The sequence below is a fragment of the Bradyrhizobium sp. Kon37 genome, assembly GCF_055807535.1.
Genome location: NZ_JBVVOY010000008.1, coordinates 183,315 through 210,288, shown reverse-complemented (window position 1 = coordinate 210,288; position 26,974 = coordinate 183,315). Strand labels below are relative to the sequence as shown.

The 26,974-nt window shown below is 64.6% G+C and carries 21 protein-coding genes; 11 read left to right on the top strand and 10 right to left on the bottom strand.

Going from position 1 to position 26,974, the window contains the following annotated elements:
- The first annotated feature begins 337 nt into the window (after nucleotides 1-337).
- Nucleotides 338-2,605, top strand: a complete 2,268-nt coding sequence (locus AC0L3J_RS18390; protein ID WP_473348008.1) for a cation:proton antiporter domain-containing protein — start codon at nucleotides 338-340, stop codon at nucleotides 2,603-2,605.
- On the opposite strand, the gene AC0L3J_RS18385 is transcribed toward AC0L3J_RS18390, so the two are convergent.
- Both AC0L3J_RS18385 and AC0L3J_RS18380 read right to left on the bottom strand, forming a co-directional pair.
- On the bottom strand, nucleotides 2,602-5,760 hold the full coding sequence (locus AC0L3J_RS18385; protein WP_473348007.1) for an efflux RND transporter permease subunit: 3,159 nt from the start codon (nucleotides 5,758-5,760) through the stop codon (nucleotides 2,602-2,604). The two genes, AC0L3J_RS18390 and AC0L3J_RS18385, sit on opposite strands and share 4 nt — an antisense overlap.
- 15 nt (nucleotides 5,761-5,775) lie before the next feature.
- The gene (locus AC0L3J_RS18380; protein WP_473348006.1) at nucleotides 5,776-6,969 is read right to left on the bottom strand and encodes an efflux RND transporter periplasmic adaptor subunit; all 1,194 of its coding nucleotides are present in this window, start codon (nucleotides 6,967-6,969) and stop codon (nucleotides 5,776-5,778) included.
- A 255-nt stretch (nucleotides 6,970-7,224) separates the two neighbouring features.
- Between AC0L3J_RS18380 and AC0L3J_RS18375 the strand changes: the two genes are divergently transcribed.
- A complete protein-coding gene (locus AC0L3J_RS18375) occupies nucleotides 7,225-8,043 on the top strand; it encodes an ABC transporter substrate-binding protein (RefSeq protein WP_473348005.1) in 819 nt (272 codons plus the stop codon).
- A gap of 26 nt (nucleotides 8,044-8,069) precedes the next feature.
- On the opposite strand, the gene AC0L3J_RS18370 is transcribed toward AC0L3J_RS18375, so the two are convergent.
- The 5 genes from AC0L3J_RS18370 to AC0L3J_RS18350 all read right to left on the bottom strand — a co-directional run bounded on the left by AC0L3J_RS18370 (nucleotide 8,070) and on the right by AC0L3J_RS18350 (nucleotide 13,657).
- Nucleotides 8,070-9,245 carry a YncE family protein gene (locus AC0L3J_RS18370; RefSeq protein ID WP_473348004.1) on the bottom strand — a complete coding sequence of 392 codons (1,176 nt, stop codon included), beginning with the start codon at nucleotides 9,243-9,245 and terminating at the stop codon, nucleotides 8,070-8,072.
- A gap of 154 nt (nucleotides 9,246-9,399) precedes the next feature.
- Entirely contained in the window at nucleotides 9,400-10,473 is a 1,074-nt protein-coding gene (locus AC0L3J_RS18365) for a hypothetical protein (protein ID WP_473348003.1), read from the bottom strand.
- Nucleotides 10,474-10,514: 41 nt separating this feature from the next.
- Entirely contained in the window at nucleotides 10,515-10,964 is a 450-nt protein-coding gene (locus AC0L3J_RS18360; protein WP_473348002.1) for a cupin domain-containing protein, read from the bottom strand.
- A gap of 77 nt (nucleotides 10,965-11,041) precedes the next feature.
- On the bottom strand, nucleotides 11,042-12,883 hold the full coding sequence (locus AC0L3J_RS18355; protein WP_473348001.1) for an ATP-binding protein: 1,842 nt from the start codon (nucleotides 12,881-12,883) through the stop codon (nucleotides 11,042-11,044).
- A gap of 141 nt (nucleotides 12,884-13,024) precedes the next feature.
- The gene (locus tag AC0L3J_RS18350) at nucleotides 13,025-13,657 is read right to left on the bottom strand and encodes a cupin domain-containing protein (RefSeq protein ID WP_007595614.1); all 633 of its coding nucleotides are present in this window, start codon (nucleotides 13,655-13,657) and stop codon (nucleotides 13,025-13,027) included.
- Nucleotides 13,658-13,876: 219 nt separating this feature from the next.
- On the opposite strand from AC0L3J_RS18350, the gene AC0L3J_RS18345 reads away from it, so the two are divergent.
- From AC0L3J_RS18345 to AC0L3J_RS18315, 7 genes are all read left to right on the top strand, one after another.
- Nucleotides 13,877-15,568: a peptide ABC transporter substrate-binding protein gene (locus tag AC0L3J_RS18345; protein WP_473348000.1), complete on the top strand. Its 1,692-nt coding sequence runs from the start codon at nucleotides 13,877-13,879 to the stop codon at nucleotides 15,566-15,568.
- A gap of 27 nt (nucleotides 15,569-15,595) precedes the next feature.
- Nucleotides 15,596-16,546 (top strand): ABC transporter permease, encoded by a 951-nt coding sequence (locus tag AC0L3J_RS18340; protein WP_473347999.1) that lies wholly within the window; start codon nucleotides 15,596-15,598, stop codon nucleotides 16,544-16,546.
- A 2-nt stretch (nucleotides 16,547-16,548) separates the two neighbouring features.
- Nucleotides 16,549-17,424 (top strand): ABC transporter permease, encoded by an 876-nt coding sequence (locus tag AC0L3J_RS18335; protein ID WP_473347998.1) that lies wholly within the window; start codon nucleotides 16,549-16,551, stop codon nucleotides 17,422-17,424.
- Nucleotides 17,425-17,482: 58 nt separating this feature from the next.
- Entirely contained in the window at nucleotides 17,483-18,811 is a 1,329-nt protein-coding gene (locus AC0L3J_RS18330; RefSeq protein WP_473347997.1) for an NAD(P)/FAD-dependent oxidoreductase, read from the top strand.
- A gap of 12 nt (nucleotides 18,812-18,823) precedes the next feature.
- Nucleotides 18,824-19,750 carry a 2-hydroxyacid dehydrogenase gene (locus AC0L3J_RS18325; RefSeq protein ID WP_473347996.1) on the top strand — a complete coding sequence of 309 codons (927 nt, stop codon included), beginning with the start codon at nucleotides 18,824-18,826 and terminating at the stop codon, nucleotides 19,748-19,750.
- A gap of 9 nt (nucleotides 19,751-19,759) precedes the next feature.
- Entirely contained in the window at nucleotides 19,760-21,607 is a 1,848-nt protein-coding gene (locus AC0L3J_RS18320) for an ABC transporter ATP-binding protein (protein ID WP_473347995.1), read from the top strand.
- A 289-nt stretch (nucleotides 21,608-21,896) separates the two neighbouring features.
- A complete protein-coding gene (locus AC0L3J_RS18315) occupies nucleotides 21,897-22,823 on the top strand; it encodes a helix-turn-helix domain-containing protein (RefSeq protein WP_473347994.1) in 927 nt (308 codons plus the stop codon).
- 2 nt (nucleotides 22,824-22,825) lie between these two features.
- Here AC0L3J_RS18315 and AC0L3J_RS18310 read toward each other — a convergent pair whose 3' ends face one another.
- Nucleotides 22,826-23,749 carry a catalase family peroxidase gene (locus AC0L3J_RS18310; protein ID WP_473347993.1) on the bottom strand — a complete coding sequence of 308 codons (924 nt, stop codon included), beginning with the start codon at nucleotides 23,747-23,749 and terminating at the stop codon, nucleotides 22,826-22,828.
- Between the two features lie 114 nt (nucleotides 23,750-23,863).
- Nucleotides 23,864-25,087, bottom strand: coding sequence for a polyhydroxyalkanoate depolymerase (locus AC0L3J_RS18305; protein WP_027519727.1), 1,224 nt, complete (start codon nucleotides 25,085-25,087; stop codon nucleotides 23,864-23,866).
- 182 nt (nucleotides 25,088-25,269) lie between these two features.
- Between AC0L3J_RS18305 and AC0L3J_RS18300 the strand changes: the two genes are divergently transcribed.
- A complete protein-coding gene (locus AC0L3J_RS18300; protein ID WP_473347992.1) occupies nucleotides 25,270-25,926 on the top strand; it encodes a glutathione S-transferase family protein in 657 nt (218 codons plus the stop codon).
- Nucleotides 25,927-26,205: 279 nt separating this feature from the next.
- Here AC0L3J_RS18300 and AC0L3J_RS18295 read toward each other — a convergent pair whose 3' ends face one another.
- Nucleotides 26,206-26,430, bottom strand: a complete 225-nt coding sequence (locus tag AC0L3J_RS18295) for a hypothetical protein (protein ID WP_027570609.1) — start codon at nucleotides 26,428-26,430, stop codon at nucleotides 26,206-26,208.
- Nucleotides 26,431-26,614: 184 nt separating this feature from the next.
- Here AC0L3J_RS18295 and AC0L3J_RS18290 point away from each other — a divergent pair, with 184 nt between their 5' ends.
- Complete coding sequence (locus tag AC0L3J_RS18290; RefSeq protein WP_473347991.1) at nucleotides 26,615-26,971, top strand: hypothetical protein; 357 nt, start codon at nucleotides 26,615-26,617, stop codon at nucleotides 26,969-26,971.
- Nucleotides 26,972-26,974: the final 3 nt, after the last annotated feature.

Below are 26,974 nucleotides of genomic sequence, written 5' to 3'. Positions count from 1 at the left end.
ACTCTGGATTGCTTCGCTTCGCTCGCAATGACGGAGAAACTCGCAATGACGGGGAGGTGGCGGCGGCTCGCTTAGTCTGCCGATGATGCCATCCTGCCAGTGTTTTGCCCGACGGAGCAAGCAGTTTCGGCAAAGACGAAATTTGATTTCGGCAAAGACAAAATTTTTCTCCAGCCTTTTCAACCTCATCCCTACTGTGCATGGGGTTGTTTTTCGCGTTTTTTGATGTTGCCTCCCGAACCCGCTGCAAGCGACAGGAACCCGCTGCCCCTGCCGCGGGTTCTATCCCCGTCATCCCGGCGCCTCGCCGGGCCAGATGAAGGGGTAAAATTCCTGCATGCAGCGGAGCCTGCTCCGACCGGTCGGCCTTGTCGCCGCGGCGCTTGTCCTCACCACCGTTGCGGCCAGTGCCGAGGGCGGCAAATCGGCCGGTCCCTCCGAATTCCTGCTGGTGGCGCAGATCGTGCTGTTGATCGCGGTCGGCCGCGGTCTCGGCGAGATCATGCAGCGCCTCGGCCAGCCCTCGGTGATCGGCGAATTGCTCGCCGGCATCCTGCTCGGTCCCTCGCTGTTCGGTTGGGTCTGGCCTGACGCACAGCACGCGATCTTCCCCAGAACGCCCGAGCAGAAAGCGATGATCGACGGCATCGCCCAGTTCGGCATCCTGCTTCTGTTGCTGCTGACCGGCATGGAGACAGACCTCAAGCTGGTCAGGAAGGTCGGCAAGGCCGCGATTGCGATATCGATCGCGGGCATCCTCGTGCCCTTCGCCTGCGGCTTTGCGCTCGGCGAGTTCCTCCCGGATGCGCTGTTGCCGAATCCGCAAGCCCGCCTGGTTGCGTCGCTTTTCATGGGCACGGCGCTGTCGATCTCCTCGGTGAAGATCGTCGCAGTGGTCGTGCGCGAGATGAATTTCATGCGCCGCAATGTCGGCCAGATCATCGTCGCCACCGCCGTCATCGACGACACCATCGGCTGGATCATCATCGCCGTCATCTTCAGCTTGGCCTCGCACGGCACGCTGGATATCGCCTCGGTGGCGAAAGCCGTGCTGGGCACGCTGGCCTTCCTCGCCATCAGCTTCACCATCGGCCGCCGCCTCGCGTTCCAGCTCATCCGCTGGGCCAACGACAATCTCGTCAGCACCGCGCCGGTCATCACGGTGATCTTGCTGATGATGTGCGCCATGGCGCTGATCACGCATCTGATCGGCGTCCACACCGTGCTCGGTGCCTTCGTCGCCGGCATTCTGGTCGGGGAGTCCCCGATCCTGACGCGGCAGATCGACGAGCGTCTGCGCGGGTTGATCTCGAGCTTCTTCATGCCGGTGTTCTTCGGTCTGGCCGGCCTAAGCGCCGACCTCACGGTGCTGCGCGATCCCCATCTGCTGATGCTCACCGGCCTGCTGGTCGTGATCGCCAGCGTCGGAAAGTTCGGCGGCGCTTTCGTCGGCGGAACCGTGGGCGGACTGAACACACGGGAGTCGCTGGCGCTCGCGAGCGGCATGAATGCGCGTGGCTCGACCGAGGTGATCATCGCCACCATCGGTCTTTCGATCGGCGTGCTCAGCCAGAACCTGTTCACGATGATCGTGACCATGGCGATCGTGACCACGATGGCCATGCCGCCGATGCTGCGCGCGGCGCTGGCGAAGCTGCCGATGAACGAGGAGGAGAGGGAGCGCCTGGAGCGGGAAGAGTTCGAGAAGCGCGGATTCGTCGCCAATCTCGAACGTCCCTTGCTCGCGGTGGACGAAAGCGTCAACGCCACCTTCGCCGCCCACATCGCCGGCCTGATCGTCGGCATGCGCGGCCTGCCGATCACGGTGCTGCACGTAGGCAAGCGCGCCAAGGAACAGGAGAAGGGCCGCGACGAAGAGGAAAGCCCCGAAACCGTGGTGAAGAAGGCCGCCGAGACCGTGTCGGCGCAGTGCGATGGCGATGTCGGCAGCGTCGATGTCGTCACCCGGGCAAGGCGTGCGGAGCTCGGCGAGTCCATCGCCGACGAAGCGCGCAAGGGCTTCGATCTCCTGGTCATCGGCGTCGACAAGGTTGCTGCCGCCAAGGATCGCTTCGATCGGAGGATCGAGGACATCGCAGCGAAGTTCGAAGGACCGCTCGCGATCGTGGCGGCCAAGGGCAAGCACCTGAAGCAGCCGATGCCCGAAGCGCTCAACATCCTCGTTCCGGTCTCCGGCAGCGGCGTCTCCAAGCGTGGCGCCGAGGTCGCGGTCGCGCTGGCGCAGGCGGGATCAGGCTCGCTCCGGGTGATCTATGTCGCGACGACGCGCGACAAGGGCGCGCAGCGCGGCGCCTCGCGTGGTCTGAGCCAGGAGGCCGGCATCCTGAAGGACGCCAGCGATCTCGCCGCCCGCTACGAGGTCGACATCACCACCACCTTGCGCGCGAACCGGTCGCCCGAAGCGGCGATCCTGCGCGAGATCGAGACCACCGACGTCGATCTCGTGGTGATGGGCGTCGACCGCATCCAGGCCGATCACCTCTCCTTCGGCGGCGTCGCCGACGCCGTGCTCAGGCAGGCGAAAGTCTCGGTGCTGCTGGTCTCGAGCGGCGAGGCGCGGCAGGCCCCTGCGGAGAAGGCCTAGGACTTCACCTCGGCCACCGCCACCGCCTTCGGCGTCTTCTTCGACGCACGCCAGTTCTCGAAGCGCTGCACCACCACGAAGAACGCCGGCACGAACAGCACCGCGAGGCAGGTCGAGGCCAGCATGCCCGAGAACACCGTGATGCCGATCGACTTGCGCGCGCTGGCGCCGGCGCCGGTCGCGATCACCAGCGGCACCACGCCGAGGATGAAGGCGAACGACGTCATCAGGATCGGGCGGAAGCGGGCGCGCGCAGCTTCGATGGCGGATTCCAGCACCGGCTTGCCGTCGCGGCCGTGCAGCTCGAGCCCGACTTCGACGATCAGAATGGCGTTCTTGGCCGACAGCGCGATCAGCAGGATCAGGCCGATCTGGCAATAGAGGTTGTTGTCGATCTTCAATGCGTTGAGGATCAGCATGGGGCCGAGCAACGACAGCGGCACCGCCAGGATCACCGAGATCGGTGCGTACCAGCTCTCGTACTGGCCGGCGAGCACGAGATAGACCAGCAGCATGGCCAGACCGAAGACCCAGTAGATCTGGTTGGAGACGGCCTTCTCCTGATAGGACATCGCGGTCCATTCGAAGCCGGTGCCCGGCGGCAGCGTCTTGTCCGCGATCTCCTCCATCAGCTTCAGCGACTGGCCGGAGGAGTAGCCCTGCGCCGGTAGGCCGATCACGGTCGAGGACGGATAGAGATTGTAGAGGCTGATCAGCGACGGACCGGTGGCCGGCGTAATCGTGGCGACGGTGCCGATCGGGATCATGTCGCCGTTCGAGTTGCGCACCATCATGTTGGCGATGTCGCGCTCGGTGACGCGGAAGGCGGGATCGGCTTGGGTGTAGACCTGGAACACGCGGCCGAACTTGTTGAACTGGTTGACATAGGACGAGCCGAGATAGGTTGACAGCGCCGCGAACACCTGGTCGGTCGTGACATGCAGCGTCTGGGTCTTGATGCGGTCGATCTCGACGTTGAACTGCGGCACCGAGGAACGGAACGAGGACTGGACGCGTTGCAGCGCGCTCTGGCTCTGGCCGTTGCTGACCATCGCGCCGGTGATGGCCTGGAGCTTGGCGAAATCGCTGTTGCCGTCGCGCAGCTCGACCTGCATCGAGAAGCCGGCGGCGTTGCCGATGCCCTGGATCGGCGGCGGCGGCAGCACCAGCGTGCGCGCCTCCATGATCACCGCGAGCTTGTCGTTCAGCCCGTACACCAGTGAACGCAGATCCTCGCCCGGTCCTTTGCGCGCGTCCCAGTCCTTCAGGATGATGTAGGCGACACCTGCATTGGCAAGGCTGGCGCTGTTATCGAGCGCGGAGATGCCGGCGATGGTGATGACCTGCTGGACTCCCGGCGTGTCCTTGATCAGCTCGCTCGCTCTATCGAGCACCTTCTGGGTCCGCTCCAATGCGGCGCCGTCGGGCAACTGCACGGCGGCGATCAGATAGCCCTGGTCCTCGATCGGCAGGAAGCCGGTCGGCACCCGGGACAGGCCGTAGCCGCCGATCCCGATCAGCACCAGCGCGAATGCGACCGAGATCGTGGCATGCCTGCACAGGAAGCCGATCAGCTTCGTGTAGCCACGCTCGACGCGGTTGTAGACCGCGTTGAAGCCGCGATAGAAGAAGTTGCGTTGCTCCGGCGGCACCGTCGGCCGCAGCCAGAGCGCGCATTGTGTCGGCTTCAGCGTCGCCGCGTTGATGGCGGACAGAAGCGCGGTCGCGGCGATCACCAGCGCGAATTGCGAATAGATTCGGCCGGTGAGCCCGGCGAGGAACGACGCCGGCAAAAACACCGAGATCAGCACCAGCGTGATGCCGACGATCGGCGCGAACAGCTGGTCCATCGCCTTGATCGCGGCGTCGTGGCCGTTCATGCCCTGCTCGATGTTGTGCGCCGCGCCTTCCACCACGACGATGGCATCGTCGACGACGATGCCGATTGCGAGCACGATCGCGAACAGCGTCGACATGTTGATGGTGAAGCCGAGCGCCGCCATCGCGGCGAACGCGCCGATGATGGTGACGGGAACGGTGGTCGCCGGCACCAGCATCGCGCGCCAGTCCTGCAGGAACACCAGGATCACGACCAGCACCAGTAGACCGGCCTCGATCAGCGTCATGTAGACCTCGTGCACCGAGGCCTGCACGAATTTGGTGGTGTCGAACGGCGTGTCGTATTTCATCCCTTGCGGGAACGCCTTTGCAAGCTCCGCCATCTTCTTCTCGACGGCCTGCTCGACCTGAAGTGCATTGGCGCCGGGCGACTGGAACACGCCGATGCCGGTGGCCGGCTGCTTGTTCAGGGAGAATATCTGGCTGTAGGTCTGCGCGCCGAGCTCAACCCAACCGACGTCGCGCACCCGCGTGACGTCACCGCTGGTGCCCGATTTGACGATGATGTTCTCGAACTCGGCGGTGTCGTCGAGCCTGCCGTTGACGTTGAGGGTGTACTGAAACGCCTGTCCCGACGGCGTCGGCGGCGCGCCGACCTGGCCGGCGGAGACCTGTTGGCTCTGCTGCTGGATCGCCTGGATGACGTCCTGCGGCACCAGACCACGGACCTGCAGCTTGTTCGGATCGAGCCACACCCGCATCGAATACTGACCGGCGCCGAACACGGTGACGTTGCCGACGCCGGGCAGGCGCGAGAGTTCGTCGCGGAGGTTGATGGTGGCGTAGTTGCTCAGATAAAGGCTGTCGAACGTCTTGTCGGGCGAGGTCAGCGTCACGAACAGCAGGATCGACGTCGACCGCTTCTGCACGGTGACGCCCTGGTTCTGCACCGATTGGGGCAGTTGTGACAGCGCGCTGGAGACGCGGTTCTGCACCAGCACCTGCGCGAAGTTGAGGTCGGTGCCGATCTTGAAGGTCACGGTCAGCGTATAGGTGCCGTCGGAGCCGCTGTAGGACTGCATGTAGAGCATGTCCTCGACGCCGTTGACCTGTTGTTCGATCGGCAAGGCAACCGTGTCGATCACGGTCTTGGCGCTCGCGCCGGGATACCGGGTCGTGACCTGCACCGTCGGCGGCACCACGTCGGGATATTGCGCGATCGCGAGGTTGAACAGCGCGACGCCGCCGATCAGGATCATCAGCAGCGCGATGACGTTCGAGAGGACCGGCCGCTCGATGAAAAACTTTGAGATCATGGCCGGCGCTCCTACTTACTTGGCAGACGCCTGCGGCTGCTCGATCTTCATCACCTGCGGGTCGATCTTCTGGCCCGGAATCACCCGCAGCAGCCCTGCGGTCACCACGCGATCATCAGGCTTCAAGCCGCTTTCGATCACACGCAAGCCGTTGTCCACGGGACCGATCTGCACCTTGCGCTGCTCGACCACGTTGTCGCCGTTGACGACCAGGAGATAGCGGCCGCCCTGGTCGCTGCCGAGTGCGGTGTCGGGCACGAGTAGGGCGTCCTTCTCCTGGGTGAAGGGCACGCGAACGCGGACGAAATAGCCGGGCAGCAGCACCCGCTTGTCGTTGGGCACGAGACCGCGCACCGCGAGCGTGCCCGTCGACTGGGTGAGGGTCGGGGCGACGTAGTCGAGCTTGCCCTCATGCGGATAGCCGGCCTCGGTCTGCAGGCCGACTTGAATCGGAAATTGCCTCATGTCGGCGGCGGTGAGCCCGCGGCGGGAGGCCTCGGCACGGATGCGCAGCACGTCCTGCTCGTTGACGGTGAAATTCACATAGATCGGGTCCATCGCGACGATAGAGGCGAGTTGAGTCGGGGAGGAGACCCCGACGAGCTCGCCGATCGAGACCATATGCGCGCTGACGACGCCGTCGAATGGTGCGCTCACCTTGGTGTAGCCGTAGTTGACTTCGGCGAGGCGGGTGTTGGCCTGGGCTTGCTGGAGGTTGGCCTGTGCGTTGTCGCGGTTCGAGGTCGAGCTGTCCAAAGTCGCTTGCGAGACCGCTTGCCGCTGCACGAGATCGCTCTGCCGCTTGTAGTCGGCTTCCGCCTGCCGGAGCGAGGCCTGCGCGCCGGCCTCGGCCGCCTGCGCCTGATCGAGCTTGAGCTTATAGGTCTCGGGCTCGATCGTGAACAGTTGGGTGCCCTGCTTGACGAAGGCGCCGTCCTGGTAGTCGATCGATTGCAGGAATCCCTGCACGCGCGCGACGAGATCGACATTCTTGACCGGCGCGGTGTTGCCGGTGGCCTCGACATACCGCGTCACCGGACGCTGCACCGGCGCGGCGACGTCCACCTTGGGCGGCGGCGGGGCGACGAACGTATTCTTGTCCTCACAGCCGGCGAGCGCGGCCACGGCCATGGCGGCGGCCAGTGCCCGCCCGACATGTCTCCACGCTGCGTTGCGTCGTGCGGGAGATGCGGGATTCGCGCAGGTCATTCGGTGGCCCCCGGTTACTGTCTGTCGGGGCGGGAGGCTACCAACAAATGCCCGGACGTGGAACACCATAGCCATGGCAGTTGTCGGCCTTGCACTGCAGACTGCGCTGTGGCCTTTGGCAGTTTTGCCATCACAATCCGCTTTCCATCGCGCGCACGATCGACCAGAATTATGTCAAAGGCCCTGCGGCGGCACGCGAAGCAGTCGGGACGAACAAGAGAAGAATACAAGAAGAAAAGGTCGGGAGATCATGACATGCCCACGTCGCTCCAGTCGGTCCTTAAGTCGGTGCTTGCCGGCCTCGTTCTCGCCGCGGCGGTTGCCATGCCCGCGCTAGCCGATGGTCTGAAGGACGAGATCGCACCGACCGGCAAGCTGCGGGTCGCGATCGCAATCAGCCCGGCGGGCGGTGCATTCTGGTCCACCAAGACCGACGCCGGTTATGCCGGCGTGCCCGTCGAGCTCGGCAGGGAGATGGCCGCCCAGCTCGGCGTGCCCGTCGAATATGTCGTGCACCAGAATTCCGGCCAGATCACCGATGCGGCATCGAAAGGCACTCTTGAAAAAGGTGCTTGGGACGTCACCTGGCTCCCGAAGGATCCCGAGCGCGAGACCAGGATGATGTTCGGCCCGATCTACGAGGTCGCGGACGCCACCTATATCGTCAAGGCCGGTTCGAACGTGACCAATTTCGCCACGCTCGACCAAGTGGGCATCAAGGTCGCGGCCGTCAACGCCACCACCACGATGCGCGGCGCGGTCGCGCATCTGAAAAATGCAAAGGTCACGGGCTATCAGACCTACGACGAGATCTTCGGCCTGCTGAAGAGCGGCGAGATCGATGCCTTCGCGCTGTCGCGCGATCAGCTCAACAAGATGGCGCAGAAGATTCCAGGCACGCGCGTGCTCGACGAGACCTTCAAGAAGACCGTCACCGCCGTCGCCGTCCCGCTCGGCCGTCCCCAAGCGCTGACCTTCGTCACCAAATTCATGAACGAGGCGGTGACGAATGGCACCTTGCGCAAGGCCTACGATAACAACGGGCTGAAGGATTCTCCGATCCGGACTGAGTAGGACGCAGGATGCGCCGCGCTCCGGCCCTACGGCTCCGCGGTGCGGATGCCCGCGGGGCTCACTTGCATCTTGAGCGTGGATGTCTTGTTCAGCGCTTTGCCGTCGAACGAGAAGGCGATCAGCTCGTTTTCGACCATGCACTGCGCCACGACATATTTGGAGTCCTTGGACCACACCATGCCCTGGCACCAATGGCCGATCTTCGCTTCCGCCACCGGGGTAACGTCGGTGCCCGAAATTTTGTAGACCTTGAGCAGTCCGAAATCATTGAAGAACGGGGAGGCCGGCGGCTTGTTCGAACCGTTCATGACCGTCACGGCCACATGGCTGCCGTCCGGGGACATCTTCACGGCTTCCGGCGTCTGCCCGACGGTGACTGTCGTGACGACGCGGATCGGTTTCGCCGTCATGTCGATCAGGCTGATCGAGTCGTTGTCACCGCTGCTGGCGCCGACATTGCCGACGATTGCCGTAGCGCTGCCGGTGAGATCGATATCGTAGGGGCGGATGCCCGCGGAGAGATCGCGCTTGGCGTACTCGACCTTGCTCCCGTCCACGGTCAGAAGCGAGATCTTGCTGTCTCCGTCGCGGGTGACCAGCGCGGTCGCGCCGTCATGGGAAAAGACCGCGTGGCTGGGTCCTGATTTGGCGTCGCCGAGCTGGATCTTGCCGGCCGGCGTCAGCGTGCTCCCGCTGATCGTGAAGACCGAGACCGTGCCTTCGCTGCGGTTCGCGACCAGTGCCAGCGTGCCCGCGCGGTTGATCGAAACGCCGGCAGCGCCGGCGCCTGCTTGCAAGGTCGCCAGCACTTTGGGCGGCGTGGATTTCAGGTCGATGACCGAGAGCTTGTCGTCGGGCACCGTCTTGGCCGGATCCGCAGGATCGAGCTTCATCGCGCCGGTGACGAGGGCGAACGCGCCATCCGGCGCAATGGCCACGCTCGGCGGCGGGCCGACGACGCTGGCGGGGGCGGGCACCTCGCCGAGAAGTTTCAGGGCACCGTCGGTGAAGTCGATGACGCTCACCGTGTCGGGCAGCGGTTGCTTGCGTACCATGGCGGTGCCGTTCTCCAGCACCATCTTGCCGTCATTGGCGGTGACGACGATCTCGGCATGCGCGGCGTCACTCGCGAGGCCGACCAAGGATGTTGAGATCAAAGCCCATGCGGCACGGCGCGTGCGCTTGCGAAGAGCGGCTGTCATGTGTCCCCCCGAGATTTGTTCTTGTCCGGGGAAGCTAAATGCACCGGGCGCAGGACGCAATGACCAGGTGGCGACTGGTTGCCTTTGAAGACGCCGACGGACGGCTACAAGGCGGGAGCTAGCCTCTCAGCCGCATGCCACGCGGCGAGGCCCCTCAGCGCGGCTTGATCTCCGCATATTTCACCATCGCCTTCTCGAATTTCCGCTTGAACAGCCACATTGCGCCAAGGATCTCGCGGAAGCTTGCCGAGGTGCGCGCCCGGTCGGCCTGTCCGAATGCGAAGATGCTGTTGTTGCGCAGGTGCTTCATGATCGTCGGACTGGACACCCTGTAGTTCAGGAGATCGCCGGACTTGAGCGCTGACCGCGTCGGGGTCGGAACGATCTGGATCAGCTCGAACAGCTTCATCTGGTCGATCGGGTCGGGCAGCGTCTTCACGATTCCCGGGATCTCCCGGAAAACATCCGCATGCGCGTTCATCAGGCCGTCGCGCACGTTGGTCCAGTGATTGAAGCGATGATCGGTGCCGCGGGCGCGCGCCTCCTCCTTGTCGTCGCGCGCGCTCAACCCGGGATCGGCGGCCGCGATCTCGCCCTTGATGGCCTCCCATTTCCTGCGGCCGTTGCGGTCCTCGGACGGGCCGGTCTGGAAGCTGCCCATATAGGTGTTCGAGCGCCCGTTGCGGACGTTCTGCTTGCCGTTGGTCTCGGCGAAGAACAGCCCGAGGCTGATCCGGCCCGCGGCTTCGGCGTGGTCAGGCGCAAGCCCCTTGGCGCGCGCGATCGCGACCGCGAGATCGACCACGTCCTTGAACGGCGTCGCCGAGTTCTGCGCGCCGGCCGGCGGCGCTTCCATGATCTCGAACAGTTTTGAGTATTCGTCGACCAGCGGTTCGATATCGGCGTCGAAATAGGCCGGAGGTATCTCGAACTTGTTGGGCCTGCCGATCCGAGAGGGCATGGCGTCGGTGAGATCCTTGTAAGCACTGATCACGGCGACGCGTGCCAGATACAGCGCCTGGCCCGGCAGGTTCGGCAGCGGCTGCCTGGCGTCGATCTGGCGGCGCCGCTCGGCCAGAATCGCCTTGAAGTCGCCGAGCGCTCGCTCGTAGGTCGCAACCGCCTCCGATTGCCTGGCGGTGAGCGTTTGCGCCCGGCTCGGGACCAACGTCGTAAGGAGCAGCCCAAGTGCTGCGATGATGGCGAGGAGTTGACGTCGTGCAGGCATGGCCGGTTCCCCCAACGATTCGTCGGTCGGGGGATCGTAGCCTAGTCGTTGGCTTCGGGCGGCAGGAAGTCGACCTCGTGCAGCGCCGAGATGCGCACGACCTCGGCCGGGTCGGTCAGGTCATGGAGCTGATTGAACAGCGCCTCCAGTTTCTGCATCGGCGAGACCCAGAACAACGCACGGGCCGGTTTGTCGGATTTGTTGAAATAGCCGTGCGGGATGCCGCGCGGCAGGCGCACGAGATCGCCGGCATGGGCCTTGACCCATTTGCCGTCGAGCTTGAGGTCGAGCGTGCCTTCCTGCACCAGGATGAATTCGTCCTGGGTCGGATGGATGTGCACCGGCACGAACTGGCCTGGCTCGCTGTTGGTCTCGAACGCGAAGGTGGACTCGGTGACGGCCTTGGGGAAGTAGACCTGGCCCAGGATGTTCCAGGTCTTGCCGCCATAGCCCGTACCAACAGCGGTGATGCCCTTTTCGAGTGCAGTCATGGCTCGCCTCCAATGGGATTGTAACTGAGACGGAGTGTTGCGCAGCAGCCATGCGCTGTCCATGCGCAAGACGCGCCCTAACGCCTGTCGCGTTCAGCCGCCTGCCTGCGCAGAAAGCCTTCGAGATCGGCCTGCACCGAATAGGGCGTCGGGATCGGATCGCCAACCGCGTCGACGGCGGTGTCGAGAGAGCGGCGCAGCATGCGCGCGAGCTCGGCCTTCCGATAGGGCTTTGTCAGAAGCGGTGCGCCCTTGGTGGCGCGTCCCTGCGCATGCGGGGCGTCGTAGGCATAGCCCGACGTAAATAGCACCCGCAGCGAGGGGCGCGCTGCCACCATCTCGTCGGCGAGCTCTCGTCCATTCAAGCTGCCGGCCATCACGATGTCGGTGAAGAGCAGGTCGAAGGGCGTGCCTTCGGCGGCGATGGCGAGCGCCTCCGCCGCATTGGCGGCCGGGATGACCTTGTAGCCGAGGCTTTCGAGCTGGACCGTAACGTACTGGCGGACGTCGCGGTCGTCCTCGACACAAAGAATGGTTTCCGTCCCGCCCACGACCTTGCGCTCGTCATAGCCGGTGGGGCGAAGCGTGCTCGCCTCCGCCTTCGGCAGGTAGATCGTGAAAATCGTGCCGCGTCCTTCTTCGGAAGCGACCTTGATGCCGCCGCCGGACTGCTTGATGAATCCGAACACCATGCTGAGCCCAAGCCCCGTGCCCTTGCCGACGTCCTTGGTCGAGAAGAAGGGATCGAAGATCCGCTCCAGAATGGCCGGCGGAATGCCGGTGCCGGTGTCGGCGATCTCGATCTCGACATAGTCGCCGGCATAGCCGGCCCCGACCGCCACGGCTTCGCGGACGCCGAACACGACGTTGCGCGTCGTCAATGTCAGTCTGCCGCCGTCCAGCATCGCGTCGCGGGCGTTGATCGCGAGGTTGAGAAGTGCCGAGCTCAATTGGCCGCGATCGACCAGGGCGAGCCAGATGTTGCCGTCGAGCCGGGTCACGATCTCGATCTTCTTGTCGAAGGTTGCCAGCAGCAGCTTTGCGAGCTCTCCGAGCAGTTCGTTGATGTCGCTCTCGGCCGGCTTGAGCGCCTGCTTGCGGGCAAAGGACAACAGGCTCGACGTCAGCGCGGCACCGCGGTCGGCGGCGTCGCTGATCAGCTTGGTGATGGTCGCAAGCGGCGGATTGTCCTTCACGGCGTCGGCGAGGATCTCGATGGTGCCCGTGATCACGGTGAGCATGTTGTTGAATTCGTGCGCGATGCCGCCGGTGAGCTGGCCGATCGCCTCCATCTTCTGGGCCTGGATCAGCTGCTCCGCGGCGGCGCGCTTCTGGGTGACGTCCTTGACGAAATTGTTGATGAGGGTGCGCTCCCCGATGCGCAGCGCCGTGCTGGAGGCCTCGATCAGGATCTCGTCGCCGTCCCGGTGCAGCAGGGTCGCTTCGAACCGGATGCCGATCGGCGTATCCGACAATTCCGGCAGCAGCCGCATCATGCGTTGCCTGAAGCCGTCGCGCAGCGGTTCGGCGATGAGGAGGTTGACGACGTCGGTGCCGACCGCCTCCTTGCGCGTCCATCCGGTCAGGGCCTCGGCCTGAAGGCTCCATTCCAGCACGACGCCGCTCTGGTCGGTCTGAATGAAGGCGTCGAGCGCGGTCTTGATGACGGCTTGCGTCATCTGTGCGCTGGCCTGCGCCTGCTCGGCCAATTGCGCGGCGGCACGTTTTTCCTGCGCGGTTTCGATCGCGCGCGTGCACAGACGAGCGAGCAGGACGGCAATGGCGCCGCTTGCGAGCAGGGCGACGATCTGGGCAATGCCGAACCCGGTTCCGGTCGCGGCATAGGAGACGAGGAGAGCCGCCGCGGTCACGATGACCTGCGCGGTCATCGCGAGTGTCAGAAGCCCCCTGAGTTTCATGGTCTCACACCAACGCGTCAGTCGCGGCCCCCCGTGTCCGCCCTGTCAATGTCCGGCTCCACGTCAGCGACAGATGTGAGCTACAGATTCCGCGCGGCGGCGTCGAGGGGCAATTTGCGGTGGTGCCGGGTTGGCGGCGCTTCAACCTGCCGGCGAATCGGTCTGGCGCAGCGTCGTCACCCAGATCACGCGGGCCGTCTGCTGGGTCGGATTGTCGAACATGTGTGGCACGATGCTCGGAAAGCGAAAGCTGTCGCCGGCCTCGAGCAGATGGGCCTGGTTGTCGAGCCACAGCCGCAGGCTGCCCGAGAGGATATAGCCCGCCTTCTCGCCGGTGTGCTGCAGGAAGTCGGTGCCGGACGAGGCGCCGGGATTGAGCGTGAGCTCGTAGAGTTCGAGCTGGCCCTTGTCTGCCGGCGTCAGCGCTTCCTTGACGACGCCGCTGGCGGTGAGCCGCAGCAGGCGCCGGCTGTTCTTGCGCACGATGTAGCGCTGCACGTCGGCGGGATCGGTGGTCTCGAAGAAATAGGAGATGGGAACGTCGAGCGCGATGCTGAGCAGGCGCAACGTGCGTATCGACGGCATGGCACGCGCGCGTTCGAGCTGGCTGATCATGCCGTTGGAGAGGCCGGTCTTGTTGGCGACGTCCTGGATCGACAGGCCTGCACGTTGCCGCAGCAGCCGCACGGTCTCGCCGAGGCGCTGGTCGACCGCATCGTCGGCCTCGATCGCCGGGGCATCCTTCGGATCGTTGATCTCGCCGCGACCATCCATGTCGCTCTCCCGTGCATCATCTCAGCCCCGGACAACGATGGTCCGAAGCTTCAGTCGGAGTGAAAAGGTCGCGCATCCTAGCAATACGATTGACAGCTGTATTTAGTCGTGATGAACTTTTGATAGAAAAATTTAGAAGCACTAAAGCCCACTCCTGTCCCTTTGCCGGGGATCTCGGGGCGCGGGAGACGGTGCCGCGTGCGAAAACGGAGAGTGGTCATGGCGGACGACACCGGGAAGTTCGGCGTTGGAGCACTGCATCTCGGCAATCCGAATCGCCGTCAGATCTTTCAGCTCGGCGCAGGCGCCGCGGCGGGATGGACGCTTTCGGGCGCCGCATTTGCGCAGACCGAACGCCCGACCAATCCGCCCGACAAGCCGCGCGGGCAGGTGATCGCGGCGCTGTCGCAGGAGCCGACGGTCTTTCATCCCCTGATGCCGGGCATCGAAGTCGATCAGGGTATCTGGTGGCAGGTGTTCTCGCCGCTCTGGTTCATCGATCCCGACGGCAAGTTCGTTCCCGACCTCGCCCGCGAAGTCCCGACCCTCGAGAACGGCGGCCTGTCGGCCGACGGCCTGACCTGGAAGATCAAGCTCCGCAGCGACGTGAAATGGCACGACGGCACGTCGTTCACGGCCGAGGACGTGAAGTTTTCGCTCGAGCTGATCAACAATCCCGATTTCCGCGCGCGCAGCCGGGTCGGCCATAGCCTCGTGAAGGACATCAAGGTCGTCGCGCCCGACGAGATTCACTGGCGCATGGAAGCTCCCTATTCGCCCTACATGTCGATCCTGGGATCGCTGACCTTCATCGTGCCCAAGCACATCCTGGAGAAGGTGACCGATCCGAACGCCTCGCCCTTCCACAACGCGCCTGTCGGCACCGGACCGTTCCGCTGGGGCGAGCGCGTGCCGGGCGACCACATTCAGATGAATGCCCATACCGGCTATCACGGCAAGGGGCCGTACGTCGAACGCGTGGTGTTCAAGTACATTCCTGACCTCACCGTGCTCTACACCCAGTTCCGCACCGGACAGGTCGACTACACCGGCCTGCAAGGCATTCTGCCGAACTTCGTGCAGGAGGCGAAGACGCTGAAGGGCCGCAAGATCTTCGTCTCCTCGACGTCGTCGGTGGAGCACATCGCGCCCAATCTGGAGTTCGGCGCGTTGGCGGACCGCACCGTGCGCGAGGCGCTTTATCTCGCGATCAACAAGCAGGCGATCATCGATGCCTTGAACTACGGCCTGCCGACGCAGACCGAAAGCTTCGTGCCGCAGCAGGCCTGGTCGTTCCAGCAGGGACTGCCGCAGCACAAATACGATCCGGCCAAGGCCAACACGCTGCTCGATGCGGCTGGTTGGGTCCGAGGCGCCGGCGGGGTGCGCGAGAAGGGCGGCGTCAAGCTCGAATTCGCCAATTCCACGACGTCGGGCAACGCGGTGCGCGAGCAGACCCAGCAGCTGCTGATCCAGGACTGGCGCGCGATCGGTGCTGCGATGCGCGTCAACAACATGCCGGCCGCGGTGATCTGGGGCGACTTCTGGCAGCAATCGAAATTCAACTCGGTGATCGTGGGGGTGAATTTCATGCTCGGCAGCGACCCCGACGTGACGCCCCGCTTCGGCTCCGGCGCCATCCCTGCCAAGGGTGGCCGCGGCTACAACACCTATCAGTATCGCAACCCGGAGGCGGATCGACTTCTCGCCGAAGGTGCCAAGCAGTTCGATCTGGCGCAGCGCAAGACGACCTACGGCAGTCTGCAAAAGCTCATCCGCGACGACCTCGCGATCCTGCCGCTGTTCCAGGGCTTCATCGCCGAAGGCGTGAAGGAAGGGCTGCAAGGTTTCCGCCCCAACATCAACATGTCGATCAACTGCTGGAACATCCGCGAATGGTATTGGGCCTGATGGTTCAGGTGCGCGAGATCGCCTGAGATGGCCCGTTACGTCGCCAATCGCCTGGCGCAGGCGATCATGCTGCTGGTGATCGTGTCCGCGATCGGCTTCGCCATTCTGCATCTGGCGCCGGGCGGCCCGCTCTCGCAATTCGCCGCGTCCGCGCAGATGACGCAGGAGGATCTCGATCGCGTCACCCGGCAGCTTGGCCTCGATCGTTCGCTGCCGATCCAGTATCTCGACTGGTTCGGCCGGATGCTGAGGGGCGATTGGGGCCGCTCGTATCGCGACGGCGAGCCGGTGCTGGCGGTGATCTCCTCGCATCTTGGCGCCACGCTGGAACTGATGGCGACTGCGACCATCATCGCTGTCATGCTCGGCTGCTGGATTGGCGTGCTCGGTGCGCTGCGCCGCTATTCGCTGTTCGATTCGCTGGCGACCGTCGGCGCCATGATCGCGTTGTCGATCCCGACCTTCTGGTTCGGCCTCGTCACCATCTATGTCTTCTCGGTGAAGCTCGGCTGGCTGCCGGCCGGCAACCGGCAGACCGTCGGCGACGGCTCGCCGCTCGATCTGCTCCATCATCTCATCGCGCCGGCGCTCGTGCTGGCGCTGGTCGAAACCGCGATGTGGGGCCGCTTCATGCGCTCCTCGATGCTCGAAGTCATCAACCAGGACTACATTCGCACCGCGCGCGCCAAGGGCATGCCGGAATGGCGGATCCTTACGGTTCACGCCTTGCGCAACGCCCTGCTGCCGATGATCACGGTGGGCGGCCTTCAGTTTCCGACGCTGCTCGGTGGTGCGCTGGTCGCCGAGACCGTGTTCACATGGCCCGGCATGGGCCGGCTGTTCCTCGATTCCATCGGATATCGCGACTATCCCGTGGTGATGGGCATCCTGATGTTCTCGGCGATCATGGTGCTGATCGGATCGCTGCTCGCTGACATCCTCTATGCCGTCGTCGATCCGCGCATCCGGGTGGGCTAGGGATGACGATTGCCGCCCTCTCCACCGATCAAATTGCGCCGGGCCAGGCCGCGTGGCGGCGATTTCGTCGGCACCGGCTTGCGCTCGCGGGCGCGTTGATCATTCTGGTGCTCGTCCTCGGTTCGGCATTCGGCCCGTACCTCCTGCCGTTCGACGACACCTATATCGATATCATGAAGCGGTTCGCACCGCCGCTGTCAGGCGCGCATATCCTTGGCACCGACGAACTCGGCCGCGACGTGCTGGCGCGGCTGATGATGGGCGCGCGTGTCTCGCTGTCGATCGGCTTCGTCGCGATGGTGATCGCGATGGCGATGGGCATCGCCGTCGGGGCCTTCGCCGGCTTCTATGGCGGCATGGTCGGCGCGGTGCTGATGCGGCTCGTCGATGCCATGCTGTGCTTTCCGACCATCTTCCTGCTGCTTGCGCTCGCGGCGCTCATCGAGCCCGGCTTCGTCACCACCACCGTGCTGATCGCGGCAACCGCCTGGATGTGGGTGGCCCGCGTCGTCGAGGCCCAGGTGCGCTCGCTGCGGGAACGCGAGTTTGCGGTTGCTGCACTCGCGTTCGGCTCTTCGAACCTGCGGATCATGTTCCGCGAGCTCGTGCCCAACGCGGTTGCGCCGATCGTGGTGGCGGCGACGTTGAACGTCGCCAAGGCAATTCTGCTGGAATCCTATCTCAGCTATCTCGGTTACGGCATCCAGCCGCCGGCGGCGAGCCTCGGCAACATGCTCAACAACGCGCAGATCTATCTCACCAGCGCGCCCTGGCTCGCGATTGCGCCGGGCCTCGCCATCACGCTGGCGGTGACGAGCTTCAACTTTCTCGGCGACGGCCTGCGCGACGCGCTCGATCCGCGAATGAATATCCCATGATCTGGAAACCAGCGACGAGCAAGCCTGCTCGGATCGAACTGAATATCTGGAGTGTCCCATGTCCCCGCCGCTCACCCGTATAAATAGCGACGAACGCCTGCCTCAGCAGGCGGACGTCGTCGTCATCGGCGGCGGCGTCATCGGCGTGTCCGCAGCCTATCATCTCGCGAAGAAGGGCCTCTCCGTCGCCCTGGTCGAGAAGGGCCATGTCGGCGGCGAGCAGTCGAGCCGCAATTGGGGCTGGTGCCGCCAGCAGGGTCGTGCGCGCGAGGAGATCCCGCTGGCCCGCGAGGCGCTGCGGCTGTGGGAAGACATGCAGAACGACGCCGGCGTAGATGCCGGTTTCCGCCGTACCGGCGTGCTGTTCCTGACCAAGAGCAAGGACGAACTCGCCAGCTGGGAGCGATGGGCCGCAACGGCGCGCGAGATGCAGGTGCACTCCACGGTCCTGACGCCGGCGGAGGTCGCCGAGCGCCTGCCCGGCAACGCCGAAAAATGGGTCGGCGGATTGCACACGCCGAGCGACGGGCGCGCCGAGCCCTCGATGGCCGTGCCTGCGCTTGCGACCGCCGCGCGAAAACACGGCGTCACCATTCACCAGGGCTGCGCCGCGCGTGGGTTGGAGACGCAAGGCGGACGGGTGAGCGCCGTCGTCACCGAGAAGGGCACCATTCGCACGCAATCGGTGCTGCTGTCCGGCGGCGCGTGGTCGTCGCTGTTCTGCCGCCGCCACGGCATCGAGCTGCCGATCGGCCTTGTCAACGCCACCGCGTGCCGGACCACGCCGGGGCCGGAGATCACCTCCGGCGCGCTCGGCACCGACTTCTATTGCATCCGCCGCCGCCTCGACGGCGGCTTTACGCTGGCGCTACGCAACCGCGGCACGGTCGAACTGTCGCCCGATCTGTTCCGCTACGCGCGGACCTTCTGGCCGACCTATCGTCATCGCAAGAACGGGTTGAAACTGTCGTTCGGCAAATCCTTCTTCGACCAGCTCATGCGCGGCACGAGCTGGAGCTTGGACAAGCCGTCGCCGTTCGAGACCGAGCGCGTGCGCGATCCCGCGCCTGACATGTCGCTGGTCAATGCCGCGCTGGCTTCGCTGATCAAGTCGAACCCTGAATTGAAGGACATCGAGATCGCGGAAGCCTGGGGCGGGACGATCGACTGCACGCCGGATACCATTCCGGTGATCTCGCCGGTCGATGCCATGCCCGGCTTCTTCCTCGCCACCGGCTTCTCCGGCCACGGCTTTGGCATCGGTCCTGCGGCCGGCAAGCTCGCCGCCGACATCGTGACGGGCGCGACGCCGCTGGTCGATCCCGCGGCCTACAGCCACAAGCGCCTGATCGACGGCCGCCGGCTCGCGCCGGTCAGCCCGTTCTGAGGGTTTGGCGGCATGACGGTTCTGTACAAGGCCAACATGGTTCGCGGCGCGGAGTGGGCGGGCTTCTTCGCCGAGCGCGCGCCCGATTTGCCGTTCCGGCTCTGGCCCGACATCGGCGATCCCGCCGACGTCCGCTATCTCGTGGCCTGGGTGCCGCCGGACGACATCGCGACGACGTTCCCAAATCTCGAGCTCGTCTTCTCGGTCGGTGCGGGTGTGGACCAGTTCGACGCGTCAAAAGTTCCGCCGCACATTCCGCTGGTGCGCATGCTGGAGCCCGGCATCGCGGAGACCATGGTCGAATACGTCACCATGGCTGTGCTCGCCATGCATCGTGATCTCCTGCACTTCATCGGCCAGCAGAAGGCGCAAGTCTGGCGCGAGATCCGGATCACGCCGGCCAAACGTCGTCGCGTCGGCGTGATGGGTCTTGGCCAGCTTGGCCAGGCCGTGCTTGAACGCCTCACGGCGTTCGGCTTTCCGCTTCTCGGCTGGAACCGCTCGCCGCGCGAGATCGACGGCGTCACCTGTTACGCGGGCATGGAGACGCTGCCGGATTTCCTTGCGCAGACCGATATTCTCGTCTGCCTGCTACCCCTGACCGATGAGACCCGCGGTATCCTGAATGCGGATCTGTTCGCGCGCCTGCCGCGCGGCGCGTCGCTGGTCAATGTCGGGCGAGGCCCGCATCTGGTCGAAGCCGACTTTCTCGCGGCGCTCGACGGCGGCGCGTTGTCGGGTGCCGTCCTCGATGTCGCCGAACCGGAGCCGCTTCCTGCGGGTCACCCTTTCTGGAGCCATCCGCGCATCCTGGTCACGCCGCACAATGCCAGCATGACCACGCCGGATACGGCGGTCGATTTCGTGCTGGATGTGATTGCGCGCCACCGCCGCGGCGAGGAGCTGCCTGGGCGTGTCGATCGTAGTCGTGGCTATTAGGACACCGGCATGAGCATGGGCGCAAGCGGAGCTGATCAAGTCGCTGCCAACGCGCCGTCGCCGGTGCTGTCGGTTTCCGGCCTCACCACGTCCTTCCTCCGCGAACGGCAATGGAATCCCGTCGTCCGCGACGTGTCGTTCGATATTGCCTCGCGGGAAACCGTGGCGATCGTCGGCGAGTCCGGTTCAGGCAAGAGCGTCACCGCGCTCTCGATCATGCGGCTCATTCCGAAGGAGAACGGCCGCGTCGAAGGTAGCGTCCGGCTTGCCGGTCGCGACCTGCTGACGCTGCCCGAAGCGAGCATGAAGGATGTTCGTGGCAACGACATCGCCATGATCTTCCAGGAGCCGATGACGAGCCTCAATCCGGTGCTGACCATCGGCTTCCAGATTGCGGAAGCGCTGATCCAGCACCGCGGCCTGTCGCGCGCGGCGGCGGAGGTCGAGACCATTCGCCTGCTCGACCGCGTGCGGATACCTGCGGCGAAATCGCGCTTCCACGAGCATCCGCATCGTTTCTCCGGCGGCATGCGCCAGCGTGTGATGATCGCGATGGCGCTGGCCTGCAAGCCGAGGCTGCTGATCGCGGACGAGCCGACCACCGCGCTCGACGTCACGATCCAGGCCCAGATCCTGGAGCTTCTGAAGGAGCTTCAGCAGGAAGAGGAGATGTCGATCCTCTTCATCACCCACGACATGGGCGTGGTGGCCGAGATCGCGGACCGCACCGTGGTGATGTATGGCGGCCAGGCGGTGGAGACCGACCATACCTCGCGCATCTTCGCAGCCCCTTCGCATCCCTACACAAGGGCACTGCTCGCCGCCGTGCCACGCCTCGGCTCGATGGACGGGCGGACGCGGCCGATGCGTTTTCCGATCGTCGACAAGCTGACGGGAACCTCGGACGAGCCGGCGGAGACGCCCGATACGGTCTCGATTGCCGAGCGACCGCTGCTCGAAGTCTCCAACCTCACCACGCGCTTTCCAATCCGCTCGGGCCTGTTCGGCAAGGTCTCGGGCCGCGTCCATGCGGTCGAGAACATCTCCTTCTCCTTGCGCGCCGGGGAGACGCTGGCGCTGGTCGGCGAATCCGGCTGCGGCAAATCGACGACGGGCCGCTCCATTCTCAAGCTGACGGAGCCGGACAGCGGCACCGTTCTGATCGACGGGCAGGATGTGCTGGCGATGAATGCCCGCACCTTGCGTGACTTTCGCAAGCAGATGCAGATCGTGTTCCAGGATCCGTTCGCGAGCCTCAACCCGCGCATGTCGGTGGGAACGGCGATTGCGGCCCCATTGCTCGCAAATGGGCTCGCGACGGCGTCGCAGGCGCGGGAGAAGGTCGCCGACCTGCTCGTTCGCGTTGGTCTCACCGCCGACATGGCCGCGCGCTTTCCGCACGAATTCTCCGGTGGCCAGCGCCAGCGCATCTGCATTGCCCGTGCGCTCGCGCTCGGACCGAAGCTGATCGTCGCGGACGAAGCGGTCTCGGCGCTCGACGTTTCGGTCAAGGCGCAGGTCGTCAACCTGATGCTGGATCTTCAGGCCAGCATGGGACTTGCCTATCTCTTCATTTCCCACGACATGGCGGTGGTCGAGCGGATGAGCCATCGCGTCGCGGTGATGTATCTCGGCGAGATCGTCGAGACCGGTCCGCGCGCGGCCCTGTTCGGCAATCCGCAGCATCCCTATACGAAGAAGCTGATGGCGGCCGTGCCGGTGCCCGATCCAGCGCGCCGCGGCACCAGGCGCGAGGTAGCGAACGACGAGATCAGGAGCCCGGTGCGCGCGCCGGATTATCAGCCGCCCGTTCGGCAATATCGCGAGGTATCGCCGGGCCACGTCGTCCAGGCCTAGGGCGAGGAATGGTCCGCCTGACGTGCAGGCCGCAATTCATTTCCAAAATGCACGATGAAGTCGCGCAGCGATCTGCCGGGCAGGTCAACGGTGGTGTCCTTCGCCCAGCCCGACCTGTGACATCACGCTGAAATCACAATGAAATCATCGCGGCGCGATCCGGTGCGACGGCCGACCGCGCCAGCTTCGTGCTATGCGCTGCAACTGGACCGTCGGCCGGCGATCTCCGATAATGCGCGGATCTCGGGAAGGCCGGCGAAGACGTGCCTTTACGGATGGATTTACTAAAATGACACAAGCAGGCGTCTACGGGCACAGGCTCGGGCAGGGCCTTCGCTCGAAGCAAGCACCGGTCCTGATCACGCGTTCGCTGCACAGCGCCGAGCTCGCGGTCACCGAAGTCCGCAACGACGATCCGACACCGGATATTTCCGGCTCGCTGGCTGCGGAAGATGCCTATCTCCTCAGCCTGAAACTCCGCGACTATCCGGATTGCGAATGCTGGGAGGAGGGCCGCTGTGTCACCAAGGCGGATGTTCGCGCAGGTGCGACCTATCTGTACGACCTCAAGCGCGACCCGCGCTATGTGATCGACAAGCCATTTCACTCGCTCTTCTTCTATTTGCCGCGCTCGGCACTCAACGGCATTGCCAGGCAACCGGGCGGACCGCGCGTTGGCGAGCTCAGCTACGAGCCCGGTGTCGGTCATGACGACGAGGTCGTTCGACATGTCGGCGCCTCGTTGCAGCACGGACTGCGTCGGCCCGACGAGACCAACCAGCTTTTCGTCGATCACATGATGCTCGCGCTCACGGCCCATGTCGCTCAGACCTATGGTGGGCTGAAGCCAGCCGCAGAACCGAGCCGCGGCGGTCTCGCGCCATGGCAGGTGAAGCGTGCGTGTGACCGGCTCGATTCCGATCTTTCGGGCAAGATCGCGCTACAGCTGATCGCGACCGAGCTTGGCCTGTCGGTCAGCCACTTCTCACGCGCATTCCGGATCTCCACCGGCCTGCCGCCGCATCAATGGCTGCTCAAGCAGCGCGTGAAGGCGGCCAAGCAACTCATGACAGTCCGCGACCTGCCTTTGTCCGAAATTGCCATATCGGCCGGATTTGCCAATCAGAGCCATTTCACGCGGGTGTTCTCGTCCATCGTCGGCGTCAGTCCGGGCGCGTGGCGCCGCGAAACGGATGGCGGACGGGACAAGACTTAGATTTACCGGCGCTTCGCCAGCGAGATCGTGTAGGCCGTACGGCGCGCAGCAAAGATCTCGTCCGGCGGATGGCCGATGCCGTCGGCAAGATTGATCGGATTGAAGATGGAGCCGTCGCAGGCCTCGTTGGCCTCGAGGCTGGTGATGACGATCGTCCCGATCCGCACCTGTTCACGGTTGTCCTCGTCCGGCCATCGCAGGGTCACGTCCATGGTGGGATCGCCGGGACGGTCGAGCAAGGCCATCACGTTGAAGCGGACATCGCCGGCTGCGATCCTCCGCGCGAGATCCTCATGGAGGAAATCGGCCGACTTCGCCCTCGCTTCGTCTTCGCTCAAGGTGACGTCGCCGCCGACAGGCGCGATCTTGAACTTGATGAAGCGGGTCTCGCCGTTCGCGTTCGTCGCGGGAAAGGCGTGTACGCCCCAATAGGTCGTGCCGGCAAAACTGCCGGGCAGCCGGCGCGCCGCGATGTACTTCGCCTGGTTCAGTGTTTCAGGATTGGCCGCGGAAAAAGCCCGGACCTTCTCGATGTCAGGCTTGCCGTCCGCGCCCGGAATGCGCGCCTCGAGGAAGGCGAGCATCTGGTCGGGCGTCCGGGCAAAATGCACCGGAGCGCTTTCCAACAGGATGTCCGAGCGATGCGCGTCGTCGCCAAGCCTGAAGCTGAAGCCGCGCAGCACGAGGTCGTTGGTGTCGGTCACCCCAGGATTGCCGCCGCCAACGGAGAAGCGCGCCAGCACGCGCGAGGGCTTGGTGAAGCTCAGCGATCGCGTGATCTCTGCGGCGCGGTCGGACGGGGCATAGGTCCCGCGCACGCATCGACCCTTGGCGAAGCTCGCACGCACCTTTGGCGGATTGCCTGCGACCGCCTTCAATGCATCGACGATCGCGGCGGGTGTTACAGCGAGGGGGAGTTCGGACATGGCTTGGCCTCCGGCGGGAGCGGCATGTCCGTGTTTTAGGTTTGGTGCAGCGCCGGCGTCTTTCCCAAAGCCGCGCTGCCTTGTCCGATCCTGTTGAAGAAATGTGGCGCGGCTTCAGGAGTTCACGTGCACGAAATCCCGCAGCAGCGGATAGATTTCGTTGTTCCAGCGCTTGCCCGAGAACACGCCGTAATGGCCGACGCCGGCCTGCATGTGGTGGACGCGGCGGTAGGCGCGCACGCCGGTGCAGAGGTCTTGCGCGGCCAGCGTCTGGCCGATCGAACAGATGTCGTCCTTCTCGCCCTCGACCGTCATCAGCCCCATGCGGCTGACGGCCTTGGTGTCCACCGGACGTCCCCGATGCATCAGCTTGCCCTGGGGCAGAAGATGCTCCTGGAACACGTCGCGCACGGTCTCGATGTAGAATTCCGCGGGCAGGTCCATCACGGCGAAATATTCGTCGTAGAAGGTCTTGATGCTGGCCGCCTTCTCCTTCTCGCCCTTGGCGATGTGATCGGCGAGATCGATATGCTGCTTGATGTGGCGCTCGAGATTCATCGAGACGAAGGCGGTGAGCTGCACGAAGCCGGGATAGACTTTCCGCAAGGCACCGCGGCACTGCATCGGCACGTAGTTGATCAGGTTCTGCTCGAACCAGTCGATCGGCCTGCTCTTGGCGAATTCGTTGACCCTGGTCGGTAGGATGCGCGTGTCGATCGGCCCGGCCATCAGCGTCAACGTCGCCGGCCGCGAAGGATGGTTGCCCTCGCACATGATCGCGGCGGCCGCGAGCGCCGAGACCGAGGGCTGGCAGATCGCGACCATATGCGGGCGCGGGCCCAATTGGCCGAGGAAGTCGATGAGATGCTCGGTGTAGTCGTCGAGCCCGAAACGGCCCTCGCTGCGGGGAATGTCGCGCGGATTGTGCCAGTCGGTGATGTAGACGTCGTGATCCTGCAGCAGCGTCTTCACGGTGCCGCGCAGCAGCGTCGCGAAATGGCCGGACATCGGCGCCACCAGCAGCATGCGCGGCTGCTCGCCTACGCCCTCCTTCTTGAAACGCAGCAGCGAGCCGAACGGGGTCGCGTAAGCGATCTCCTCGGTCACGGCGACCTCGCGATTGCCGACCATGACGCTGTCGATGCCGTAGGCGGGCCGGTGGTAGGTGAGGGTGGAGCGGGAGATCAGCTCCAGCGCGGCCGACAGACGGCCGACGACCTGATCCGATAAGCCCTGCGGCACCAGATTGAGGAATTTGAGCGCGGAGGAGGCCCCCGACCGCCACGGCGCCGTCAGGTCCATATGGTTCTGAAAGGCCTGATAATACATCGACATCATACTGAAACGCCCACCTGTCCCCGTGCTGTTATGCAATATCGAAGCCAACCCGGGATGAGCCGCTCTCAAGATTGGCACGTCGCTTGCTGCTCTTTTCGCGGGAAGCACAGGCGGTGCGCACTCCCGCAGCCCGGGCGGGGTGCAAGTCTTAGGCGTGAGTCACAGGCGTGAGGGAAGGCCACATGGCGAAGGCGACACTGACCATCAGCAGCAAGAACTATTCGTCCTGGTCACTGCGTGGCTGGCTGCTGACGAAATTTTCCGGGCTCGATTTCGAGGAGATCGTCACCGCACCGGACGACGCGTCGGCGCGCGCCGAAATCCTGCTGTTGTCGTCGTCGATCCTGGTGCCGTGCCTGCGGCACGACGGCGCGATCGTCTGGGATACGCTGGCGATCGCCGAATATCTCAACGAGGCGATGCCGGATGCCGGGCTGTTGCCCGCGGATCGCATCCAGCGCGCGCATTGCCGCTCGATCTGCGGTGAAATCCATTCCGGCTTCACCACCTTGCGCGCCTCGCTGCCCGTCAACCTGAAGGGGCACTTCCCCGGCTTCAAGATCTGGTCGCGCGCGCAGGCCGACATCGATCGCGTCTGGGCGATCTGGCGCGACTGCCTGGACAAATCGGGCGGGCCCTTCCTGTTCGGCGAGATCCGCACCATGGCTGATGCGATGTACGCCCCGGTGGTGACGCGCTTCGTGACCTACAACGTCAAGCTCGAGCCGCAGCTGCAGGCCTATGCTGATACCATCATGGCCATGCCGGAGATGAAGGAATGGATCGCGGCGGCGAGGGATGAGCCGGCCGAGATCGAGGAGCTCGAGGTCGAATATTAGGCAGGCCGGGTGCCATCTGCCTGTTTTGGGAGCGAGCATCCAACGGCCGCACTCCCGCGGTCATGTCATTGAAGCCGTTAACGTTTGATGCCCGTGCTGGGCTGGGCCCGCTCACGCGCTGTGCAGATATTGTATGCGCGCGCTGGCTGGTTGCGACATCTAGCCGTGAACAGGCGCGTACGGGGCCATACGGCTGATTCGGACGTGATTCGTTCGGGCCGCGTTCCGAAGGTTAAACCGGGCCGCGGCCCCGTTGCATTTTGAGACAGAAATCAGTGCTCAGGCCACGCCCGAATGCTTCATGCGCGGGACGCGCCAGCCGATGACGGTTGCCTCGACTGCGACGCCGGCCGCGTGGTTCTGCCAGCGTCCCTCGACATAGCGGCAGGCGAACGGCAGCTGATACGTCCCGCTGTGGTCCTCGCACAGCACTTCGACTGCAAGGCCAGGCGGCGGTTCTCCGGCGCCGTCGAATTCCGCCAGTCGTCTGTCGCGCGTTGCCATTCCAAAAATCTCCCCTAAACAAAGCCGCGGAAGGAGCGCCCATTTCCTCCGCGTGCAGATCATCGCTCCCCGTCCGAGGGAACAGCCGCAAGCTCAACGCGAGAATGCGGTGCGAGTGTGGTAGCCTCGACAGGCTGCGTGCAAAAAGCGCACATTGCCGTGATTGATTTGACGAGGAACCTGCATGCTGCTTCGAAGCGCCGGTATCTGTTTCGCGATGCCACTGCTCGCCACGCTGGCGATTGTGCCGGTCCGCGCGCAGGACGTGCCCGGCATCGAGATCTGCACCGTCGAGAAGACCATGGAGCGCCGCACCAGCTGCCTCCAGAGCAATGTCGACTTCCTCCAGAAGACGATCACCAAGCTGAACCTCGATCACCAGCAAAAGCTGGACGCCGCGGCTCGCCAGATCGATGCGTTGAAGACGACCTTGGCCGGCTTGCAGAAGATGCTCGGCGATCTCCAGGCCGCGCAGGCGAAGACCGCGGAGGACGTGAAGAAGAATCAGGATGCGCCGCCGCCGAAGGATGCGGCGAAATAGGCG

Bases quoted from the DNA above. Each gene is read 5' to 3' on its own strand.
- AC0L3J_RS18375 (WP_473348005.1), top strand. From the start codon at position 7,225: ATGCCCACGTCGCTCCAGTCGGTCCTTAAGTCGGTGCTTGCCGGCCTC.
- AC0L3J_RS18300 (WP_473347992.1), top strand. From the start codon at position 25,270: ATGGCGAAGGCGACACTGACCATCAGCAGCAAGAACTATTCGTCCTGG.
- AC0L3J_RS18390 (WP_473348008.1), top strand. From the start codon at position 338: ATGCAGCGGAGCCTGCTCCGACCGGTCGGCCTTGTCGCCGCGGCGCTT.
- AC0L3J_RS18315 (WP_473347994.1), top strand. From the start codon at position 21,897: ATGACACAAGCAGGCGTCTACGGGCACAGGCTCGGGCAGGGCCTTCGC.
- AC0L3J_RS18330 (WP_473347997.1), top strand. From the start codon at position 17,483: ATGTCCCCGCCGCTCACCCGTATAAATAGCGACGAACGCCTGCCTCAG.
- AC0L3J_RS18305 (WP_027519727.1), bottom strand. From the start codon at position 25,087: ATGATGTCGATGTATTATCAGGCCTTTCAGAACCATATGGACCTGACG.
- AC0L3J_RS18345 (WP_473348000.1), top strand. From the start codon at position 13,877: ATGGCGGACGACACCGGGAAGTTCGGCGTTGGAGCACTGCATCTCGGC.
- AC0L3J_RS18290 (WP_473347991.1), top strand. From the start codon at position 26,615: ATGCTGCTTCGAAGCGCCGGTATCTGTTTCGCGATGCCACTGCTCGCC.
- AC0L3J_RS18335 (WP_473347998.1), top strand. From the start codon at position 16,549: ATGACGATTGCCGCCCTCTCCACCGATCAAATTGCGCCGGGCCAGGCC.
- AC0L3J_RS18295 (WP_027570609.1), bottom strand. From the start codon at position 26,430: ATGGCAACGCGCGACAGACGACTGGCGGAATTCGACGGCGCCGGAGAA.
- AC0L3J_RS18350 (WP_007595614.1), bottom strand. From the start codon at position 13,657: ATGGATGGTCGCGGCGAGATCAACGATCCGAAGGATGCCCCGGCGATC.
- AC0L3J_RS18385 (WP_473348007.1), bottom strand. From the start codon at position 5,760: ATGATCTCAAAGTTTTTCATCGAGCGGCCGGTCCTCTCGAACGTCATC.
- AC0L3J_RS18310 (WP_473347993.1), bottom strand. From the start codon at position 23,749: ATGTCCGAACTCCCCCTCGCTGTAACACCCGCCGCGATCGTCGATGCA.
- AC0L3J_RS18365 (WP_473348003.1), bottom strand. From the start codon at position 10,473: ATGCCTGCACGACGTCAACTCCTCGCCATCATCGCAGCACTTGGGCTG.
- AC0L3J_RS18360 (WP_473348002.1), bottom strand. From the start codon at position 10,964: ATGACTGCACTCGAAAAGGGCATCACCGCTGTTGGTACGGGCTATGGC.
- AC0L3J_RS18320 (WP_473347995.1), top strand. From the start codon at position 19,760: ATGAGCATGGGCGCAAGCGGAGCTGATCAAGTCGCTGCCAACGCGCCG.
- AC0L3J_RS18355 (WP_473348001.1), bottom strand. From the start codon at position 12,883: ATGAAACTCAGGGGGCTTCTGACACTCGCGATGACCGCGCAGGTCATC.
- AC0L3J_RS18380 (WP_473348006.1), bottom strand. From the start codon at position 6,969: ATGACCTGCGCGAATCCCGCATCTCCCGCACGACGCAACGCAGCGTGG.
- AC0L3J_RS18340 (WP_473347999.1), top strand. From the start codon at position 15,596: ATGGCCCGTTACGTCGCCAATCGCCTGGCGCAGGCGATCATGCTGCTG.
- AC0L3J_RS18325 (WP_473347996.1), top strand. From the start codon at position 18,824: ATGACGGTTCTGTACAAGGCCAACATGGTTCGCGGCGCGGAGTGGGCG.
- AC0L3J_RS18370 (WP_473348004.1), bottom strand. From the start codon at position 9,245: ATGACAGCCGCTCTTCGCAAGCGCACGCGCCGTGCCGCATGGGCTTTG.